The following is an 18,538-nucleotide window of genomic DNA, read 5'->3' as shown; positions in this document are numbered from 1 at the left end:
GGCACCGAAGGGGCAACCGATGCTGGCTCAACAAGCGATCAACTCCGGGGACAACGCCTGGCTGCTCGTCTGCGCCGGCCTGGTGATGTTCATGGTCCCGGGCCTGGCGATCTTCTACGCCGGACTGGCGCGTACCGGCAACACGCTCGTGATGATGCAGCAGAACTTCATCTCCCTCGGGGTGGTGAGCGTGGCCTGGATCCTGCTGGGCTACACCATCGCCTTCGGCGACGACGCCGGCAGTGGGCTGCTGGGCAACCTGGAACTGTTCGGCCTGCGCGGGCTGGAGGTGCCGCCCGCGCCCGCCCTGCACGTCGTCGGCGACGCCGTCACCGTCGCCACCCTCTCCTTCGTCGCCTTCCAGATGATGTTCGCGGTGATCACCCCGGCGCTGGTGACCGGCGCGACCGCCGGGCGGCTGAAGTTCGCCGGGTGGGTGGTCTTCCTGCTGATCTGGTCGCTGATCGTCTACTCGCCGGTGGTGCACTGGATCTGGCACCCGGGGGGCTGGCTGGCGAAGCTCGGCGCCCAGGACTGGGCCGGCGGGATCGTCGTGCACACCTCGGCGGGCGCAGCCGTACTCGGCATCCTGCTGGTGGTGGGGCGGCGGCGCGACTGGCCGCGGACGGCAGCCCTGCCCAGTTCGGTCCCGCTGGCGGTGCTCGGCGGCGGCATCCTCTGGTTCGGCTGGTTCGGCTTCAACGGCGGCGACGGCCTGCAGGCCAACGGCATCGCCGCGCAGGCCGTGCTGAACACCCACATCGCCGCGGCCGCCGGGATGCTCGGCTGGCTCCTGCTGGAGCGCCTGCGCGACGGCCACGCCACCGTGATCGGCGGTGTCTCCGGCGCCGTGGCGGGCCTGGCGACAGTGACACCCTGCGCCGGCTACGTCAGCACCCTCGCCGCCCTCGCCATCGGCGTGATCGCCGGGCTGCTCTGCCACACGGCGCTGCGCCTGAAGTACCTGCTGCGCATGGACGACGCGCTCGACGTCCTCGCGGTGCACTTCGTCGGCGGCATGACCGGCAGCCTGCTGCTGGGCTTCTTCGCCGACGCCGACGTCAACCCGCGCAGCGCCGACGGTCTCTTCAACGGCGGCGGAGCGGGGCTGCTCGGGCGTCAGGTGATCGCGGTGGCCTCGGTGGCGGTCTTCTCCTTCCTGCTCACCTGGGTGATCAGCGCGGCGATCCAGGCGACGATCGGACTGCGCGCCCCCGAGCAGGACCAGGGGCGGCAGGACAAGGCGCAGCAGGGGCTCGACGCGTACCACCTGGACGCCGTGTCGGGCCTGCCCGGCCCGGGCTCGCCGCACCCCAGGACCAGCCCGGCCGCGGGCCGGCACGCCGCCGACCGGGCGCCGGCCGCGCCGGCGCCGGGCATCCCCGACCGGCTGGTCACCGGCATGGTCGACCCGGACCTGGTGGAGACCGGGGAGCTGCGCGCCGCGCTGCTGGGCGCCGGGGCGGCCTCGGTGGTGCTGACCGAGGCGTTCGTGGCCACCGGTGGCACGGCCCGGCAGCACGTACGCGGCTACCACCACGAGCCGGACCTGGTGACCCGGCTGCGGGTGGAGGTGCTCGCCCCGGACACCGCGGTCGCGTCGATCTTCGACGTGCTCGACCGCTTCTCGCAGGGCCGGGCGGGCGGCTTCGTGCTGCAGGTGCGCGCCGACGGGCAGACACCGGCCGGCCCCGCCGCCCGCGGCTGACCGGGGCGGCGGCATGCCTTTCGGCTCCCGCCGCCCCGTCCCGGGCAGCCGCGGCTGGCGGGACGCCCGCACCGAGTTCCGCTTCCCGGTCGCCGCGCTGGTGCTCGCCTCCGTCGTGGGTGGACTGGTGGATGCCTACGCCCTGATCCGGTACCGGGTCTTCGTCGCCAACCAGTCCGGCAACGTCGTGCACGTCGGCATGGGACTGGGCGGGGAGTTCGCCGACTGGCCGGTCGCGGCGGCCTCCATCGGTGGCGTGCTGATCGGCGCGGCGCTCGGCACCGTCCTGAGGTGGAGGGCCAGACCGGGCCGGATCTCGCCGCCGGCGCGCCAGTTGACCGCCGCGCTGCTCGCCGTGGCCACCTGGGCCCTGACCGACGCGCTCCTCGACGCCGGCGCGCACGACGCCGGTGACCGGGCGCTGCTCGCCGTCCTCGGCGCCGCCGTGACCGGTCTGCTCGCCGTCGTCTTCTTCCGGGTCGCCGGCGTCACGGTCGTCACCACCTATCAGTCCACGACGGTGGTGGACCTCGCCAAGGGGCTCGTCGGCTGGCTGCACCGCCGGGCCGGCCGGTGGGCCTGGCCGTGGGTCTCCGCGGTGATCGGCCTCGCCTCCTACGCCGCCGGCGGCTGGCTCGGCACCCGGCTGCTCCGTCCGCAGCCGGCGACTTTCGTGCTCACCGCGGGGATCATCGTGGTGCTGCTGCTGACGGTGCGGGCCTACCGGGTCCCGGCGCCGGTCAGCCCTTCTCGGCGCCCGCCGTCAGCCCCTCGGTGAGGAGGCGTTCGCTGGCGAAGAAGAGGATCACGATCGGCAGGGTGAGGATCACCGACCCGGCCATCAGCACCGTCTTGGGCACCTCGACGCCGTTGGAGAGCAGTGACAGCCCCAGTGAGACAGTCCAGCGGTTCGGCCGGTCCACCAGGAAGAGCAGCGCGAAGAGGAACTCGTTCCAGGCGATCATGAAGTTGTAGAGCGCGACGGCCATGATGGAGGGCGCGGCCAGCGGCAGGCTGATCCGGCGGATGATGCCCAGCCGGCCCGCTCCGTCGATCGCCGCGGACTCCTCCAGGCTGATCGGAATGGTCTCGAAGTAGTTCTTCAGCATGTAGACCGAGACCGGCACGACCTGCGAGATGTAGACAAGGATCAGCCCGATCAGCGAACCGCGCAGGCCGAGCCGGCTGAAGAGCACGAAGAGCGGGATCGCGATCACGATCGACGGAAAGAGGTAGACGGCAAGGAAGAGCACGCTCACCTGGCGGTGGCCGAAGAAACGCAGCCGGGACACCGCGTACGCGCCGGGGATCGAGACCACCAGGGCCAGCGCGGCGGCCGAGACCGCGACGATCGCGCTGTTGCCGATGAAGCCCAGAAAGCCCTGTCCGCCGTCCGCGCGCGAGCGCAGCACCTCGGCGTAGGTGTCGACGGTGAACTCCTGCAGCGACACGATCAGCGCGCCCGGGTCCAGCAGCAGCCGCTCGATGGGCCGCAGCGAGAGCACCAGCATGTAGTAGAACGGGAACGCGGTGACCAGCACGAAGCCGGCGATCACCAGCCACCGCAGGTAGCGCAGGGTGCGGGTCTCCAGCGCGTCGCGATCCATCAGTCGTCCTTCCGGCCGGAGAAGAAGCGCAGGTAGACGGCGACGAAGACCATCAGGACCACGGCCAGCACCACCGCCTGGGCCGCGGCGGCGCCGACATCGGTACGCGCGGTGAGGAACTCGTAGACCCGGATGCTCACCACCTCGGTGCCCGCGCCGCCGCCGGTGAGCAGGTAGACGTCGTCGAACTTGTTGAAGGTCATGATGAAGCGCAGCACCGCCAGCAGCGCGATGACCGGCATCAGCTGGGGTGCCACGATGTGCCGGAAGCGCTGGGTGGGGGTGGCGCCGTCGACCCGGGCCGCCTCTTCCAGCTCACCCGGCATCGCCTGGATGCGCGCCAGCAGAAAGAGGAATGCGAACGGGAAGTAGCGCCACGACTCGAAGGCGATGACCGTCCACAGGGCCGTGGCGTCGTCGGAGAGGAAGGCGATCGGGGTGTCCCAGCCGAGCAGCCGCTGCCCCCAGTGGTTGACGATGCCGAACTGCGGGTCGAGCATGATCTGCCAGACGAAGGTCACCGCCACCACCGGCGCCACGTACGGCAGCAGCATGGTGGCGCGTACCAGGGTGCGGCCCCGGAAGGGGGCGCGGACCACGAGGGCGGCGATCAGGCCGAGCAGGATGGAGCCGGTGGTGGCGCAGACGCTGTAGACGACCGTGGTCCAGAGGGTGCTCCAGAAGCCGGGGGAGGCCAGCACCCGTTCGAAGTTGGCCAGCGTCAGCTCGCCGAAGAGCCCGGTACGGCGCAGCGTCGCCAGCCGGACCCGCTGGAAGGCCAGCAGCACCGTCCAGCAGATCGGCAGGGCCACCACCGTCAGCACCACGACCAGGGTCGGGGTGACCAGCGCCAGTCCGTCGCGCGACTCGCGCCGGCGCATCGTCAGCGGCCGGCGGCGCTGCCGCTGCGGCGCTGGTCGCCGGGCGTGCCGCGACCGGTCACGGGTCGGGGTGCCGGCCGGCGGCGCGCTCATTTCAGATCGGCTTTGATCGACTCGACCTCCTTCTGCGCCTGCCGGGCGGCGGCGGCGCCGTCGTCCCGATTGCCGCCGAGCGCCTTGGGCACCGGCAGCTCGCCGAGGATCGCCCCGACCAGCTCACCCTGTCCCTGCGGCAGGCCCCACCGGCCGAAGGTGTCCGGGCTGGTGCGCAGCGTCGCCAGCATGTCGCCGCCGTAGACGTCGTCGAGCCGCTTGCGGCTGTCGACGCCGACCTGGGCGTTGTTCCAGGCGGTCAGGAACCGGTCGGGCTGCTCTGCGGTGCCGCGGCGGACCGGGACCCGCCCCTCCGGCGCGATGCCGAACCACCGCTCGTAGCCGTCGCCGAGGAAGTACTCGACGAACTTCTTCGCCGGGTCTTCGCGGGCGCCATCGAGCACGGTCCAGGAGGAGATCTCGCCGTACTGGGCCGGTTCGCTGCCACCGGGGCCGCGGATGCCGGTGACGAAGCCGCTGTTGCGGGCGAGGAACTCCGGGTCAGCTTGGCACTGCGGGCAGGTGGGCCGGGCGTCGTTGCGCAGTCCGGCGAGCTCGTCGAGGATGAACGGCGACCAGATCAGCATCGCGGCCCGTCCGGCGAAGTAGGTCGCGCGGGTGGTGTCGACGTCCTGGGCGCCGGTGACCGAGTAGCGCTTGATCAGGTCGTTGTAGAAGCCGAACGCCTCGGCGCACTGCGGGGAGTCCAGCACGACCTGTCCGGCGTCGTCGGTGAGCTGGCAGTTGTTCGCCAGCGCCAGGTGCTCGAAGGTCTGCTGAGTGAAGACGCTGGGGGAGGTGGCGGCCGTGATCCCGGCCAGGTTCGGCTTGTGCAGCTTTGCTGCCGCCGCCGCGATGGCCTCGTAGCTGTCCGGCACGGGCAGGCCGGCTTCGGCGAAGAGGTCCTTGCGGTAGACCAGCAGCTGACCCCAGCCGTCGCTGGGGACGGCGAGCTGCCCCTGGTCGCCGGAGGTCAGCTCCAGCGCCCGGGGGGAGAAGGTGCCGGCGCCGAGGGCGCGTACCACCTCGTCGTTGGCGCTGGGGTGCAGCAGTTCGTTGACGGCCAGGGTCTGCACCCCCGACAGCGACACCGACCCGATCACGTCGGGTAGGTCGCCGGCGGCCGCGGCGGAGGCGACCAGCGACGGGAACTGGTCCTCGTTGACGGTGACGAGGTCGACGTTGACGCCGGTCGCCGCGGTGAAGTCCGCGATGATCGCCCTGGTCGCCGTCACCCGGTCGGCGACGTCCTCCAGGCTCCAGACCCGGATGGTGTCGGGGTCGCCGCTGCGGTCGTCGCCACAGGCGACCAGACCGGCGGCGGTGGTGATCAGGGCCAGGGCGGCTGCTGCCGCGCGCGTCGTTCGTGGCATCGGTGTGCTCCTATCGACGGGTCGATTCAGATCAAACACGGCCTATGGGCGAATAGCAAGGTATGTCCACTCTTGCTAGGGTGAAAAGCGACAATCGGGGTGTGAGCATGGAGAACTCGGTCGTCTGTCTCACCGGGCCGCGGCAGATCAGTCTCGAACCGTGTCCCACGGAGCCGCTCGGCGCCGGGCAGGTGCGGGTGCGGACCCGCTACTCCGGCATCTCCGCCGGCACCGAGCTCACCCTCTACCGGGGCAGTAACCCGCGGCTGACCAAGGACTGGGACGACGCGCGTCGCATCTTCGTGCCGCGCGAGGCGACGCTGCCCTATCCGCTGGCGGGTTTCGGGTACGAGGAGGTCGGCGAGATCGTGGAGGTCGCCCCGGACGTCACCCGGCACCAGGTCGGCGAGATCGTCTGGGGCATCTGGGGGCACCGCGCGGACGCCGTCGTCGCCGCCGAGGCGGTAGCGGCCCTACCCGCCGGGCTCGATCCGCTCGCCGGGGTCTTCGCCCGCCCCGGCGCGATCGCCCTGACCGCCATCCTCGCCGCGGACCTGCACCTGGGGGAGTGGGTCGGGGTCTTCGGCCAGGGCGTCATCGGGCTGATCGCGACCCGGCTGGCGGTGCTCTCCGGCACCCGGGTGGTCGCCGTCGACCGCATCCCGGCCCGGTTGGACCTGGCGCTCGGGCAGGGCGCCCGGTTCGCCGTCAACGCCGCCGTGGAGCCGGCCGCCGAGATGATCCGGGCCGTCACCGGGGGCGCGGGGGCCGACGTCTGCCTGGAACTCTCCGGGGCGTACCCGGCGCTGCACCAGGCGATCCGGGCGACCGTGCCGGCCGGACGGGTGGTGGCCGGCGGTTTCTACCAGGGCGAGGCCGGCGGGCTGGCGCTGGGCGAGGAGTTCCACCACAACCGCATCCAGCTCGTCGCTGCCCAGGTCTCCGCCGCCGCCCCGGGCGTGGCGGGCCGGTGGAACTCCGTCCGCATCGCACACACCTTCATGGAACTCGTCGGCGACGGCCAGGTCGATCCGTTGCCGCTGGTCAGTCACGTGGTGGCCGCCGCGTCCGTGGCCGAAGCGCTGGAGCTGCTGGACCGCGGCGACAGCGACACCCTGCAAGTGGTCCTGGACTTCTCATGACACTACGACTCGCCTGCCAGGAGCAGCTGCTGCCCGGTGCCGACCTGCGGGAGAAGTTCGACCTCGCCACCGGTCTCGGCTTCGACGCCATCGAGCTGCGCGGCCGCGGTGATCTCGCCTTCCGCGACCGGCTGCCCGAGCTGCGCCGCGCCGCCGCCGACGGGGTGCCGATGCCCACTGTCTGCGTCGACATGGACCACTTCATCGGTGACTTCGACCCCGGCCGTTCCGGCGACGCGGTGCGGAACATGCGCTCCCAGCTGTCGGTGATGGCCGAGATAGGCGGCGTCGGGGCGCTCACGCCCGCGTCGTGGGGGATGTTCTCCCGGCGACTGCCGCCGTTCGAGCCGCCCCGCTCCGCCGCCGACGACCGTCAGGTGCTCCTGGACACCCTCGGCGAGTTGGCCCGACACGCCGAGGCCGAGGGGGTGCGGATCTTCCTTGAACCCCTCAACCGGTACGAGGATCACATGGTGAACCGACTGGACGAGGCGGCCGAGCTCTGTACGGCCGTCGGGCTGCCCTCGCTCGGCGTCGTCGCCGACACGTACCACATGAACATCGAGGAGGACGACCCCGTCGCGGCGCTGGCGGCCGTGGCGCCGTACCTCGGGCACGTGCAGGCCAGCGACTCCAACCGGTACCAGCCCGGCGCCGGGCACCTTGACTGGCCGGCGCTGCTCGGCGTGCTGGACCGCACCGGCTACCAGGGGTACGTCGCGCTCGAGTGCCGGCTGCGCGGCGAGCCCACCGCCGCCCTGCGCCAGGCGGCGAGCACGCTTCGTGCGGCCTGGGCGGACCGGACCACGCAGTGACCTCCGTCGACGGGTCCCGCCGCCGGCGGCTGTGGCAGCTGGCCGTGGAGACCCTGGACGCCAACTGGGAAGGCGACCACACCGTCCCGTCGCGCACCCTCTATCCGCACCAGTGGAGCTGGGACTCGGCGTTCATCGCCATCGGCCTGGCCCATGTCGCCCCGGAACGGGCCTGGCGCGAGCTGGAGACCCTCTTCGCCGCCCAGTGGCGCGACGGGCGGGTGCCGCACATCGTGTTCAACCCGCGGGTACGCGTCGGTGGCTACTTTCCGGGTCCGCAGTTCTGGGACTCCGCGGTCTCCCCGGTGGCGCCGCCGCAGGCCACCTCGGGCATCGTGCAGCCGCCGGTGCACGCGATCGCCGCCTGGCACGTCTACCGCCGCGACCCGTCGCCGGCGGCGGGCCGCCGGCTGGCGGCGCTCTACCCGAAGCTGGTCGCCGCCCAGCACTACCTGCGACACGATCGCGACGTCGGCGGTGCCGGGCTGGTCTGCCTGGTGCACCCGTGGGAGGCGGGCCTGGACAACAGCCCCGCCTGGGACGCGCCGATGGCCGCCGTGCCGGCCGACCCCGAGCTGATGCGCCGGCACCGCCGCCACGACACCCGGGTCGCCGCGGCCGAGCAGCGCCCCACCGACGTCGACTACGCCCGCTACATCGTCCTGGTCGACTCGTACCGGCAGCGGCGCTATCTCGACGCGGGCCTGGCCGCCGACCACCCGTTCCTGGTGGAGTGCCCGCTGTTCAACGCGCTCACCGCCGCCGCCGAGTACGCCCTGGCCGACATCGCCGAGGTCGTCGGAGCGGACCCGGCCGCACACCGCGAGGCCGGCGCCCGGCTGACCGAGGTGCTCGGCGAACGTCTGTGGGATCCGCGCAGCGGCACCTTCCACGTCCGTGATCTGCGCACCGACGTGCTTCTGCCGTCCCGTACGGTGCTCGGGCTGGGTCCGCTGCTGCTGCCCGGCCTGCCCCCAGGCCAGGTCGAGGCGCTCGTGGCCGAGGCGACCTCCGACCGGTTCGGGGTGGCCGAGGTGATGCCGCGGCCGTTGCCGAGCTACGACCGCAGCGCCGCGGACTTCGACCCGGTGCGCTACTGGCGCGGACCGAGCTGGATCAACATCGGCTGGCTGGTCCGGGAAGGGCTGCTGCGCCACGGGCGCCCGGCACTCGCGGCGGGCCTGGCCGAGTCGATGATCGATCTGGTGGATCGCGCCGGCTGTCACGAGTACTTCGAGCCGAACACCGGCGCCGGTCTCGGGTCACCGGCCTTCAGCTGGTCCGCGGCGCTGCTGCTGGACGTGCTCGCCGCCACTGAATGAGTCCCATCGGGGGCGTGCTGTCAAGGGTTGTCCGGGGGGACCATTAGGCTCGCCGGGGCACGTGCCCCGTGGGCGACGTGCCCGATCGAGTACTCGGCGAGCCGAATGTGGGAGTACGACCAGGTGACTGTAGAGCCCGAAACCCTGTACGGGGCCGACGACCTCACCCATCTCGAGGGCCTGGACGCGGTGCGCAAGCGGCCCGGCATGTACATCGGGTCAACCGACAGCCGTGGCGTCGGTCACCTGGTGAACGAGATCCTGGACAACTCCACCGACGAGGCGGTCGCCGGCCATGCCCGGCACATCGAGATCACGGTGCACCCGGACGGCTCGGTGCAGGTCGACGACGACGGCCGGGGCATCCCCACCGACGTCAACGCCAAGTCCGGGCTCTCCGGGGTCGAGCTGGTGCTGACCCGGCTGCACGCCGGCGGCAAGTTCGGCGGCTCCGGGTACAAGGCCTCCGGCGGCCTGCACGGGGTCGGCGCCTCGGCGGTCAACGCCCTGTCGCGGCGCTTCGACGTCACGGTGCGCCGCGACGGCAAGGTGCACCGGATGTCCTTCCGGCACGGCCACCCCGGGGTCTTCGACGGGCCCGGCCCGGAGGCGACGTTCCACCCGGGGACCGGGTTGCAGGTCGTCGGCAAGATGGCCCGGGGCGAGTCCAGCGGCACCTCGATCCGCTACTGGTACGACGCGCGCTACTTCGAGACCGGTGCGGTGCTGGACGTGGAGACGGTCCGCACCAAGGTCCGCAACACCGCGTTCCTGGTCCCCGGCGTCACCTACGTGCTGCGCACTCCGGCCGAGGACGGGCCGGCGGAGGAGTCCTTCTGCTTCCCCAGCGGCCTGGGCGACATGGTGGAGTTCCTCGCGCCCGCGGCGGAGAAGCCGGTCTGCGACACGCTGATGATCAACGGCGAGGGGAGCTACAAGGAGAACGCCGCCGACGCCAGCGGGGTGATGCAGTCGAACGTGCTGCGCCGGGCCGAGGTGGAGATCGCGCTGCGCTGGGGGACCGGCTACGAGCGGACGGTGGAGTGTTTCACCAACACCATCCGCAACGTGCACGGCGGCACCCACCGCAAGGGTTTCGAGCGGGCCGTGGTGCGGGCGCTGGGCGAGGCGATCAAGAACACTCGCGGCCTGCTCAAGGCCAAGGAGGAGCCGCCGACCCTCGACGACGTCCTGGAGGGGATGACCGCCGTCATCCACGTCCGGATCCCGGAGCCGCAGTTCACCTCCCAGACCAAGGACGAGCTCTCCACCGCCGGCATCACCAAGGTCGTGCAGACTCTGGTGGACCAGCGGGTGCGCGCCTGGCTGGAGGACCGCCGGACCCGCACCGAGGCCCGTACGGTGCTCCAGAAGATCGTCGACGCCGCCCGGGTGCGGCTGACCCAGAAGCAGCAGAAGGACGCCGCCCGGCGCAAGACGGCGCTGGAGGGCGCGTCGATGCCGCCGAAGCTGGTGGACTGCCGCTCCACCGGCGTGGAGCGCAGCGAGTTGTTCATCGTCGAGGGCGACAGCGCGCTGGGCACCGCCCGGATGGCCCGTTCCTCGGAGTACCAGGCGCTGCTGCCGATCCGGGGCAAGATCCTCAACGTGCAGAAGGCGACGTTGCAGCAGGTGCTCGACAACGCCGAGTGCTCGGCGATCGTGCAGGTCCTCGGCGCGGGCTCGGGGCGGACCTTCGACCTGTCGCAGCTGCGCTACGGCCGGATCCTGATCATGGCCGACGCGGATGTCGACGGCTCGCACATCCGCACGCTGCTGATCACGCTCTTCGCCCGCTACATGCGCCCGGTGATCGAGGCCGGGCGCCTCTACGCCGCGATGCCCCCGCTGCACAAGATCACCACGAAGGGGCGCAACCCGGAGACGATCTACACCTTCACCCAGCCGGAGATGGAGAGCACCGTCGCCCGGCTCAAGAAGGCCGGCAAACAGATCGTCACCCCGATCCCCCGGTTCAAGGGACTCGGCGAGATGGACGCCGACGAGCTCTGGAACACCACCATGAACCCGGCGGCCCGTACCGTCCGCCGGATCACCCTGGACGACGTCGAGGCCGCCGAACGGGTGCTGGAACTGCTGATGGGCGAGAAGGTCGAGCCGCGCAAGAACTGGCTGATCGACTCGGCCGGGCGGGTCGACCAGGACACCATCGACGCCTGAGCGCGCCGCGCACGGCACCCGAAAGACTCGAGCACGCTGCGGAGAAGGAAGCGACTGAGCAATGGCACGCCGCAAGGGCAAGGAACTCCGGGTCGATCTTTCCGCCTTCGACCAGGCGGGGGCCCGCGTCGTCGACAACCCCCTCGTCACCGAGGTCGAGGACTCCTATCTGGAGTACGCCTTCTCGGTCATCCACTCCCGCGCCCTGCCCGACGCCCGCGACGGGCTCAAGCCGGTGCACCGGCGCATCCTCTGGTCCATGTACGAGCAGGGCTACCGCCCCGACCGGGGGCACGTGAAGTCCGCTCGCGTCGTCGGTGACGTGATGGGCAAGTACCACCCGCACGGCGACACCGCGATCTACGACGCCATGGTGCGGCTGGCGCAGGACTTCTCCATGAACGCCCCCCTCATCGACGGGCACGGCAACTTCGGCTCGCCCGACGACGGCCCGGCCGCCGCCCGGTACACCGAGGCGCGCATGTCGCCGGAGGCGATGCTGCTCGTCGGCGAGCTCGGCGAGGAGACCGTCGACTTCCACCCCAACTACGACGGCTCGCTGATGCAGCCCGGCGTGCTGCCGGCGGCCTTCCCCAACCTGCTGGTCAACGGCACCTCCGGCATCGCCGTCGGGATGGCGACCAACATGATCCCGCACAACCTCGGCGAGGTGGTCGCCGCCGCGCGCTGGCTGATCAACCACCCCGACGCCACGCTCGACAAGCTGATGGAGTTCGTGCCCGGTCCCGACCTGCCCACCGGCGGTCTGCTGCTCGGCCTCGACGAGGTGCGCAAGGCCTACGAGACGGGCCGGGGCGTGGTGCGCATGCGCGCCCGGGTCGAGATCGGACCGGTCGAGGGCAGCCGCGGCCGGCAGGGCATCACCGTCACCCAGCTGCCGTACGGGGTGGGCTCGGAGAAGGTCATCGAGGCCATCACCGAGGAGGTGCGCGGCAAGCTGATCACCTCCGGCCCGCGCAAGGGGCAGCGGCAGCCGGCCCGGCTGCAGGGCATCGCCGACGTCAAGGACCTCACCGACCGGGAGAACGGCACCCGGCTGGTCGTCGAGTGCAAGGTCGGCGTCAACCCGCAGGCGCTCCTGGCCGACCTGTACCGGCTCACCCCGCTGGAGCAGTCCTTCGGGGTGAACAACCTGGTGCTGGTCGACGGTCAGCCCCGCACCCTGGGGCTCAAACAGCTGCTGGAGGTCTTCCTCCACCACCGCTACGAGGTGGTCACCCGTCGCACCGACTACCGCCGCCGCAAGCGCGCCGAGCGGCTGCACCTGGTCGACGGCCTGCTCATCGCCCTGATCGACATCGACGAGGTGGTCCGGCTCATCCGCGGCAGCGAGAACGCCCAGGCCGCCCGGGACGCGCTGATGAGCCGCTTCGCCCTGACCGAGGTGCAGGCGACGTACATCCTGGACACACCACTGCGGCGGCTGACCCGCTTCGATCGCATCGAACTGGAGACCGAGCAGGAGCGGCTGCGCGGCGAGATCGCCGAGCTGTCCCGGATCCTCGACGACCCCGAGGTGCTGCGCAAGGTGGTCAGCGATGAGCTCGCGCAGGTGCGGACGAAGTTCGCCGGGCAGCGGCGTACCACGCTCATCGACGGTGATCTCAAGGAGGTGCTCGCCGCCTCCGCGCCGGCCGGCCCGCTGGAGGTCGCCGACGACCCCTGCCAGGTGATCCTCTCCGCGGGCGGTCTGGTGGCGCGCACGGCCGCCGAGTCCGAGGAGTCGACCGAAGGGCGGCGGCGCAACGGCCGGACCCGGCACGACGCGGTCCGGGCGGTGATCGGCGCGACGGCGCGAGGACAGGTGCTGCTGGTCACCAGCGCTGGACGGGCGTTCAAGACCGACGTGCTGCCGCTGCCGGTGCTGCCAGAGCAGGCCGGTACGGTCTCGCTCGCCGGCGGGATGTCCGCGGCCGAGCTGCTGCCACTGCTGCCGGGGGAGCGGGTCGTCGGCCTCGCGCCACTGCGGGAGTCCGACGCGGCCTCGCCTGGGCTGGCCCTGGGCACCCGCAACGGCGTGGTCAAGGTCTGTGCGCCGGAGTGGCCCGTACGCGCGGACGAGTTCGAGGTGATCGGGCTGCGTGACGGCGACGAGGTGGTCGGCGCCACCTGGCTGACCGACGGCGAGGAGGAGCTGACCTTCGTCAGCTCCGACGCCGCGCTGCTGCGTTTCGCCGCCAAGCTGATCCGTCCGCAGGGCCTCAAGGGTGGCGGGGTCGCCGGGATCAACCTGCCCGCGGAGGGTGAGGTGATCTTCTTCGGTGCGGTGCGCACCGACGATCCGCGGCACGGCACGCCGGTGGTGGTCACTTCGACGGGCCGGAGTGTGAAGGTCACCCCGTTCGCGGCGTACCCGGCGAAGGGCCGGGCCACCGGCGGGGTGCGCGCGCACCGGTTCCTGAAGGGGGAGACCCGCCTGGATCTGGCGTGGGTGGGGCCCCGAGCGGCCGCTGCGACGGCAGCCGGCGATCCGGTGGAGCTGCCGGTGGAGGATCCCCGCCGGGACGGCTCCGGGTTGGCCGCTGTGGTGCCGGACGTGGTAGGGCATCTGGTGGAGCGGGACTGAGAACGCGTTCGCCGGATCCGGGACGTGCCCGGATCCGGCGAAGGATGTGGTGCCGGCGAAAGAGGGGTGCGCCCTACCGCGACGGCTCCGGCAGCTCGCATTCGATCTTCGGGTTGGCCCCCGCGTAGTTGAGGGGCCCGGCGACGATCGTCACCAGAATCGTCCCGGCCTTGGCGCAGTTGGTGTCCTCGTCGCCGAAGTAACCGCGCTGGCCCGCCGCGACCGCGCCGATGATCAGCCAGATTACGACGAGTACTCCCAGAATCGACGGACCTCGCATGGTCGCCTCCCGCTGTTGTCATTGACTGGTAGGACTTCTACCCAACGACGGTCCGGCCGTAACGCCGTCCGCGCCGGCGCGGGCCCGGCGCGCGCAACTGGCACGGCCCTGCCGGTGTGGCGGGGGCCGTGCCAGGTGCCGCGGGGACGGTGTCGAGTGGTCAGTTCACGAAGACCAGCGGGCTGCCGGCGGCGTTGCCGCGCACCGGACCGTACTTGGCGCTGAAGTACCCGTTGGCCGGGCAGGTGACCGGACCGGAGTACTTGGTGAAGGGCTGGTTGGTGAAGGTGATGGTGTTGCCCACGTTGGACGACGCTCCGGTCAGGGTGTTGCCGGTGGCGCGGTAGACGCAGGTGAGGTTGCCCAGCAGGCTGCGCAGCACCATCGTGGTCTGGATCGGCGCCGCCGCCGTGCCGGTGATCGTCACGACCCCCGCGGAGCTGCTGGTGGTCGCGAAGGGCAGGTTGTTGATCGTGATGCTCTGCACCCCGGTGGTGCCGACCACGTTGCTGGTGCAGGTGCTCAGCGTGTGCCCGGTGGTGGACTCGGTGGCCGTGCCGGGGGCGATCGGGTTGGTCACCACGGTGGAGGTGAAGGTCGAGGCCGTGCACTTCACTCCGGTGGTGCCGGTCGTGGTGGTGTAGAGGGTGGCGTTCGCGCCGGAGGCCAGCGAGGCGCTGAGCACGGCACCCACGGGGACGGCAGCTCCGCCGGTGCTGTTGTAGGTCAGGACGTTCCCGGCGGCGGCGGCGCTGGCCGGGGCGGCCAGGGCCGCGGTGGTGAGCAGGGCGGCCGTCACGGCGGCGCCCAGCAGGCGGTTGATGCGCATGTGTCTCTCACTCTCCGTTCGAGTGTTTCAGGGCCGTTCTCAGGAGGATGCAGCGAGGGCTGACGTCAGGTCGGCGAGGCTGGGGGAGATCGCCAGGGAGACGTCGGTGTCGGAGAAGACCACGGCGTTGTGGCCGGCGGCGCTGGGAAGTCCGAAGACCAGGTTGATCAGCGGGTCGAGGGTGCCGAGCAGGCCGCAGCCGTTGGCGCGCGGCACCGCCAGGGAGTTGTCGACGAGGCTGGCGTCGGTGAAGGAGGCGACGATGGTCTCGTGTCCGTTGGGATCGGCCTCGATTCCGATGACGCCCGGGTCGCCGCTGATCGGTCCGGCCGGCGGGGGCGGGCTGGTGGTGCCGGTGGTCGGCCGCAGGACGATCGGTGCCCGGTCGGATCCGATGTAGCACTTGAGTCCGAAGAGGGCGTTGTACAGGTGCAGTTTGATCGGCATGACGAACGCCGGGTGGGGTTCGCCGGCGGCCAGCGGTACGAACTCGGTGATCGGTCCGGCCAGCTCCACGTCCGCGTAGACGCTGGTGACGCCCGGGATGATGTTGCCGATGCCCGGGATGTCGACCTCGATCGGCTTGCTGGTCAGGGTCTGGCCCTTGCTCGGGGGCACCGTGCGGTAGACGTTGGCGGTGGTGCCGCTGGGGAAGTCGACCACCGGCGCGGAGGCGTCCCAGTAGACGCCGAACTGCAGGCGGATCGGCGAGGTGATCGGTACGACGTGGCTGCCGATGGTCATGCTGCCGCCGTTGGTCGTCGAGGTCATGCAGCCGACCTGCAGGTGGGTCGGATCCTTCATCACCGCGCTGTTGACCGGACAGCCGTCCAGCCCGGTGTAGATGCCACCGGGGGCCGCGGCCTGGGCGGGCAGCGCGGCGGCCGCCGTGGCCAGCACGGCGACCATCGCCGCGGTCACGCCGCGGCGCCACCGTGCGAGGCTTCGCCGGCCGGGCCGGTGCCGGGTGCCGCCGGCGGGGTAGGGGGTACGGAACGGGCGCATACGGGCTCCTTCAAGGGGATGCCGGAGGGCGCGGTGCGACCAGCTGGCCGACCGTCGTCGCGCGATGCGCACCGCCGATGAGGTGTCGGCGGCGCTGTCGGATCGACTGAACCGGTGCGGGGAGCAAGTGCGGCACGGCGAGGCGTGCCATTGGCCGGGCTGTGTCCGTCAGCCATACTGAGGGCTGTCGAGGCCCCGTACGACTGCCGGACTCGCGAGCTCGTTCCCATTCGTAACAGGATGGAAATGAAACTCATCGATGTTATAAACCGCTCTTCCCGGTTCGGTCAAGGGAGGCGGCCGATGGGGGGACTGAAATGACTGCCGGCGACAAAAGCACCGCCACCGCCACCGTCGTCCCGCTTCCCGGTGCGCGACTGGGCCGGGACCCGGAGCGGGCGATCAAGCGCGGGCCGCGCCGGATCCCGGCCGAGGCGGTCGCGGCGACCCAGCGCGACCGGCTCTACGACGGCCTGGTGCACACGGTGGCGGAGAAGGGCTACGGCAATGCCCGGGTCAGCGACATCTGCCAGGCTGCCGGCGTCACCCGCCCTGCCTTCTACGCCCTCTTCGAGGGCAAGGACGACGCGTTCCTGGCGACCTACCGGCACGGGATCAGCGTCGTGCTCGACATGATGGAGCAGGCCTACCGCGACGCGGGCCAGTGGCGCGACGGAGCGCGGGAGGCGCTGCGGGTGCTGCTCGAGGTGCTGGCCTCGGTGCCGGCCTTCGCGACCATGGCGCTCGTCGAGATCGACGCGGTGGGCCCGGCGGCCCGCCGGGAGCAGGACCGGGTGCTGCGCCGGTTCGACCGGTTCTTCGCCGACGCCCCGACGCCTGCCGACTGCCCGGACCTCGGCGAGCTGGTGGCGGGGGTGGTCGGTGGCATCTACGCGGTTCTCCAGCGGCACATCGCGGCAGGCCGGGTGCGGCAGCTGCCCGAGCTGCTGCCCGGACTGACCTACTTCATGACGGTGCCCTATCTCGGGCCCGAGCAGGCCGGCCGGGAGGCGGCCCGGGCCGGCGAGCCGATCGGCGCGGCCATTGCGGCGCCCTGCCGCCAGCCGGGCGCCGACCACGCGTAGAGGGTCAGAAGCACCAGCGGTTTTGATCCTTTTTCGCCATCCGGGAATCGAGTGTTTCCGGACAGTTAAATCTTGACCGATGTCAATACCCGACGGTAACTTTCTGTTCGCCGCCCGGCGATCGGAGCAATTGACGATACCGGCAGTCGAGCGCTCCGTCGCTTGATCGCCGTGGCGACCCCCAGCACCCCCTGCGCCGGTAACTCACCGCATCTTGACCGGGAGGCGCCATGTCCACCGAGGAAGAATCGACCACAACCGCGTCACCGGACGAAGGAAAGACGCGCTGGCGTCGCTTCGCCGGAGCGATGATCGCCACCGCCGCGATGGGAGCCGGGATGGTGGCGCTGACCGCCCAGGGCGTACTCGCCAATCAGTTCGCCATCTCCGGCATGCCCTTCACCGTCACCGTGAACGAGCTCGACGGCGACGGGTTCGCCCAGTTCGCACGCATCCGCAACACCCTCGAAGACAACCCGGTCGGTGAGCCGTACGGCGGCCAGTACGTCGTGCTCGTCTCCGCCGTGGACAAGGCCACCCTCTCCAACATCTGTCAGAGCATCGACATGGGTGGCGTGCACATGAAGCTCACGGCCGGCAAGCCCGGCCGCCCGGTGACCGCCGACAAACTGGTCATCGACGGTGACGTCATCAACGGTGACCTGGCCGAGTTCACCTCGATCGACATCGGCCAGGACGCCAGCACGCTCGACGAGGTCCCCGGCGTCACCGGTGGGATCGGCATCTTCGGCCAGCAGGCCGAGAGGGTCAAGATCCGCAACCTGCGGCAGAACAACTACGCCGCCTCCGCCGCGACATTCCGGCTCCCCGGTCTGTCCATGTCGTTCAGTCAGAGCGGCTGCTAGCGGTGCGTCGCGCGGCTCGTCGCGCCGAGCCCGCCGGTGTCATGCCGGCGGGCTCGGTCGCCGAAACCGACGAGGATCCCTCGATCCTGCCCGCGCCGCTGGAGGAGCCCTCGCCGGCCACCGCGCCGCTTGAGGAGCCCACCTCGGCCACCGCGGCGCCGGCCGCATCGCCCCGTCTCGGACTGCGCCTGCGGTGGCGCCGGTGGCGGCGTACGCGCCCGTTCTGGGCCGCCGTCTTCGCGATGCTCGGTGGCGCGATCACCCTGGCATCGGTCCGGGCACCGCTGCCGATCGTGCTGGAGGTGGGCATGCGGGGCCTGGCCACCTACCTGGTGCCCCTGCTGCTGACGACCGCCGGAGTGCTGCTGCTGATCAACCCGAGCCAGCGGCTCTTCTACGCGATCGTGGCCATCGTGATGGCGCTGACATCCTGGCTGACGTCGAACCTGGGCGGGTTCTTCCTCGGCATGCTGCTCGGCCTCGTCGGCGGTGCGCTCGCGTTGGCCTGGGCCCCGACGACAGGCTTGAAAGAGGGCGTGCGGCGACGGCGGCGGGCAGGACGAACCGCCCCGTCCTGAGCACTCTCCACAGTGGCGGGAGCCCGGCTACGGCGCCGACGTCACCTGATCACGACGACGCCACCGCCCGCGCGCGGCGTCACCGGTCACGCCGGCGGCGCCCACCGGCGCCGCCGGGATCGCGGCGGGGGGGGGCGGCGCCCCCCCACGGGGCCACGGGACCACGCCGGGGAGCGGCAACGCCGG

The 18,538-nt window shown here is 71.5% G+C and carries 16 protein-coding genes; 10 read left to right on the top strand and 6 right to left on the bottom strand.

Annotation, left to right across the window (positions count from 1 at the left end; genetic code table 11):
• Positions 1-19 precede the first annotated feature (19 nt).
• Entirely contained in the window at positions 20-1,708 is a 1,689-nt protein-coding gene (locus tag ACK8GG_RS06025; RefSeq protein ID WP_440348721.1) for an ammonium transporter, read from the top strand.
• 13 nt (positions 1,709-1,721) lie between these two features.
• The gene (locus ACK8GG_RS06020) at positions 1,722-2,486 is read left to right on the top strand and encodes a YoaK family protein (RefSeq protein WP_440355770.1); all 765 of its coding nucleotides are present in this window, start codon (positions 1,722-1,724) and stop codon (positions 2,484-2,486) included.
• Here the strand turns inward: ACK8GG_RS06020 and ACK8GG_RS06015 are convergent.
• The 3 genes from ACK8GG_RS06015 to ACK8GG_RS06005 are packed head-to-tail and all read right to left on the bottom strand — an operon-like array spanning position 2,449 to position 5,662.
• Complete coding sequence (locus ACK8GG_RS06015) at positions 2,449-3,315, bottom strand: carbohydrate ABC transporter permease (protein ID WP_440348719.1); 867 nt, start codon at positions 3,313-3,315, stop codon at positions 2,449-2,451. The two genes, ACK8GG_RS06020 and ACK8GG_RS06015, sit on opposite strands and share 38 nt — an antisense overlap.
• Positions 3,315-4,289, bottom strand: coding sequence for a carbohydrate ABC transporter permease (locus ACK8GG_RS06010; RefSeq protein ID WP_440348718.1), 975 nt, complete (start codon positions 4,287-4,289; stop codon positions 3,315-3,317). Before ACK8GG_RS06010 ends, ACK8GG_RS06015 begins: the two co-directional genes overlap by 1 nt.
• Positions 4,286-5,662 (bottom strand): ABC transporter substrate-binding protein, encoded by a 1,377-nt coding sequence (locus ACK8GG_RS06005; protein WP_440348717.1) that lies wholly within the window; start codon positions 5,660-5,662, stop codon positions 4,286-4,288. The genes ACK8GG_RS06010 and ACK8GG_RS06005 overlap by 4 nt, the downstream gene beginning before the upstream one ends.
• A gap of 107 nt (positions 5,663-5,769) precedes the next feature.
• On the opposite strand from ACK8GG_RS06005, the gene ACK8GG_RS06000 reads away from it, so the two are divergent.
• From ACK8GG_RS06000 to ACK8GG_RS05980, 5 genes are all read left to right on the top strand, one after another.
• On the top strand, positions 5,770-6,804 hold the full coding sequence (locus ACK8GG_RS06000; RefSeq protein ID WP_440349215.1) for a zinc-binding dehydrogenase: 1,035 nt from the start codon (positions 5,770-5,772) through the stop codon (positions 6,802-6,804).
• Positions 6,801-7,619, top strand: coding sequence for a sugar phosphate isomerase/epimerase family protein (locus tag ACK8GG_RS05995; protein ID WP_440355769.1), 819 nt, complete (start codon positions 6,801-6,803; stop codon positions 7,617-7,619). Before ACK8GG_RS06000 ends, ACK8GG_RS05995 begins: the two co-directional genes overlap by 4 nt.
• Positions 7,616-8,941: an MGH1-like glycoside hydrolase domain-containing protein gene (locus ACK8GG_RS05990; protein ID WP_440348715.1), complete on the top strand. Its 1,326-nt coding sequence runs from the start codon at positions 7,616-7,618 to the stop codon at positions 8,939-8,941. Before ACK8GG_RS05995 ends, ACK8GG_RS05990 begins: the two co-directional genes overlap by 4 nt.
• 105 nt (positions 8,942-9,046) lie before the next feature.
• Complete coding sequence (locus ACK8GG_RS05985) at positions 9,047-11,122, top strand: DNA gyrase/topoisomerase IV subunit B (protein WP_440353010.1); 2,076 nt, start codon at positions 9,047-9,049, stop codon at positions 11,120-11,122.
• Positions 11,123-11,183: 61 nt separating this feature from the next.
• Positions 11,184-13,709: a DNA gyrase/topoisomerase IV subunit A gene (locus ACK8GG_RS05980; RefSeq protein ID WP_440355768.1), complete on the top strand. Its 2,526-nt coding sequence runs from the start codon at positions 11,184-11,186 to the stop codon at positions 13,707-13,709.
• Between the two features lie 73 nt (positions 13,710-13,782).
• On the opposite strand, the gene ACK8GG_RS05975 is transcribed toward ACK8GG_RS05980, so the two are convergent.
• From ACK8GG_RS05975 to ACK8GG_RS05965, 3 genes are all read right to left on the bottom strand, one after another.
• On the bottom strand, positions 13,783-13,989 hold the full coding sequence (locus ACK8GG_RS05975; RefSeq protein WP_440348712.1) for a hypothetical protein: 207 nt from the start codon (positions 13,987-13,989) through the stop codon (positions 13,783-13,785).
• Between the two features lie 160 nt (positions 13,990-14,149).
• Positions 14,150-14,818, bottom strand: coding sequence for a Tat pathway signal sequence domain protein (locus ACK8GG_RS05970; RefSeq protein WP_440353012.1), 669 nt, complete (start codon positions 14,816-14,818; stop codon positions 14,150-14,152).
• Positions 14,819-14,857: 39 nt separating this feature from the next.
• On the bottom strand, positions 14,858-15,823 hold the full coding sequence (locus ACK8GG_RS05965) for a hypothetical protein (RefSeq protein ID WP_440355767.1): 966 nt from the start codon (positions 15,821-15,823) through the stop codon (positions 14,858-14,860).
• A gap of 317 nt (positions 15,824-16,140) precedes the next feature.
• On the opposite strand from ACK8GG_RS05965, the gene ACK8GG_RS05960 reads away from it, so the two are divergent.
• The 3 genes from ACK8GG_RS05960 to ACK8GG_RS05950 all read left to right on the top strand — a co-directional run bounded on the left by ACK8GG_RS05960 (position 16,141) and on the right by ACK8GG_RS05950 (position 18,352).
• On the top strand, positions 16,141-16,908 hold the full coding sequence (locus tag ACK8GG_RS05960) for a TetR/AcrR family transcriptional regulator (protein ID WP_440355766.1): 768 nt from the start codon (positions 16,141-16,143) through the stop codon (positions 16,906-16,908).
• Between the two features lie 230 nt (positions 16,909-17,138).
• Positions 17,139-17,774: a DUF6230 family protein gene (locus tag ACK8GG_RS05955; protein ID WP_440348708.1), complete on the top strand. Its 636-nt coding sequence runs from the start codon at positions 17,139-17,141 to the stop codon at positions 17,772-17,774.
• Between the two features lie 41 nt (positions 17,775-17,815).
• On the top strand, positions 17,816-18,352 hold the full coding sequence (locus ACK8GG_RS05950; RefSeq protein WP_440355765.1) for a DUF6114 domain-containing protein: 537 nt from the start codon (positions 17,816-17,818) through the stop codon (positions 18,350-18,352).
• Positions 18,353-18,538: the final 186 nt, after the last annotated feature.

The sequence above is a fragment of the Melissospora conviva genome (genome assembly GCF_049523535.1).
Taxonomy (GTDB): domain Bacteria; phylum Actinomycetota; class Actinomycetes; order Mycobacteriales; family Micromonosporaceae; genus Melissospora; species Melissospora conviva.
This window is presented reverse-complemented; position numbering and strand designations above follow the sequence as displayed.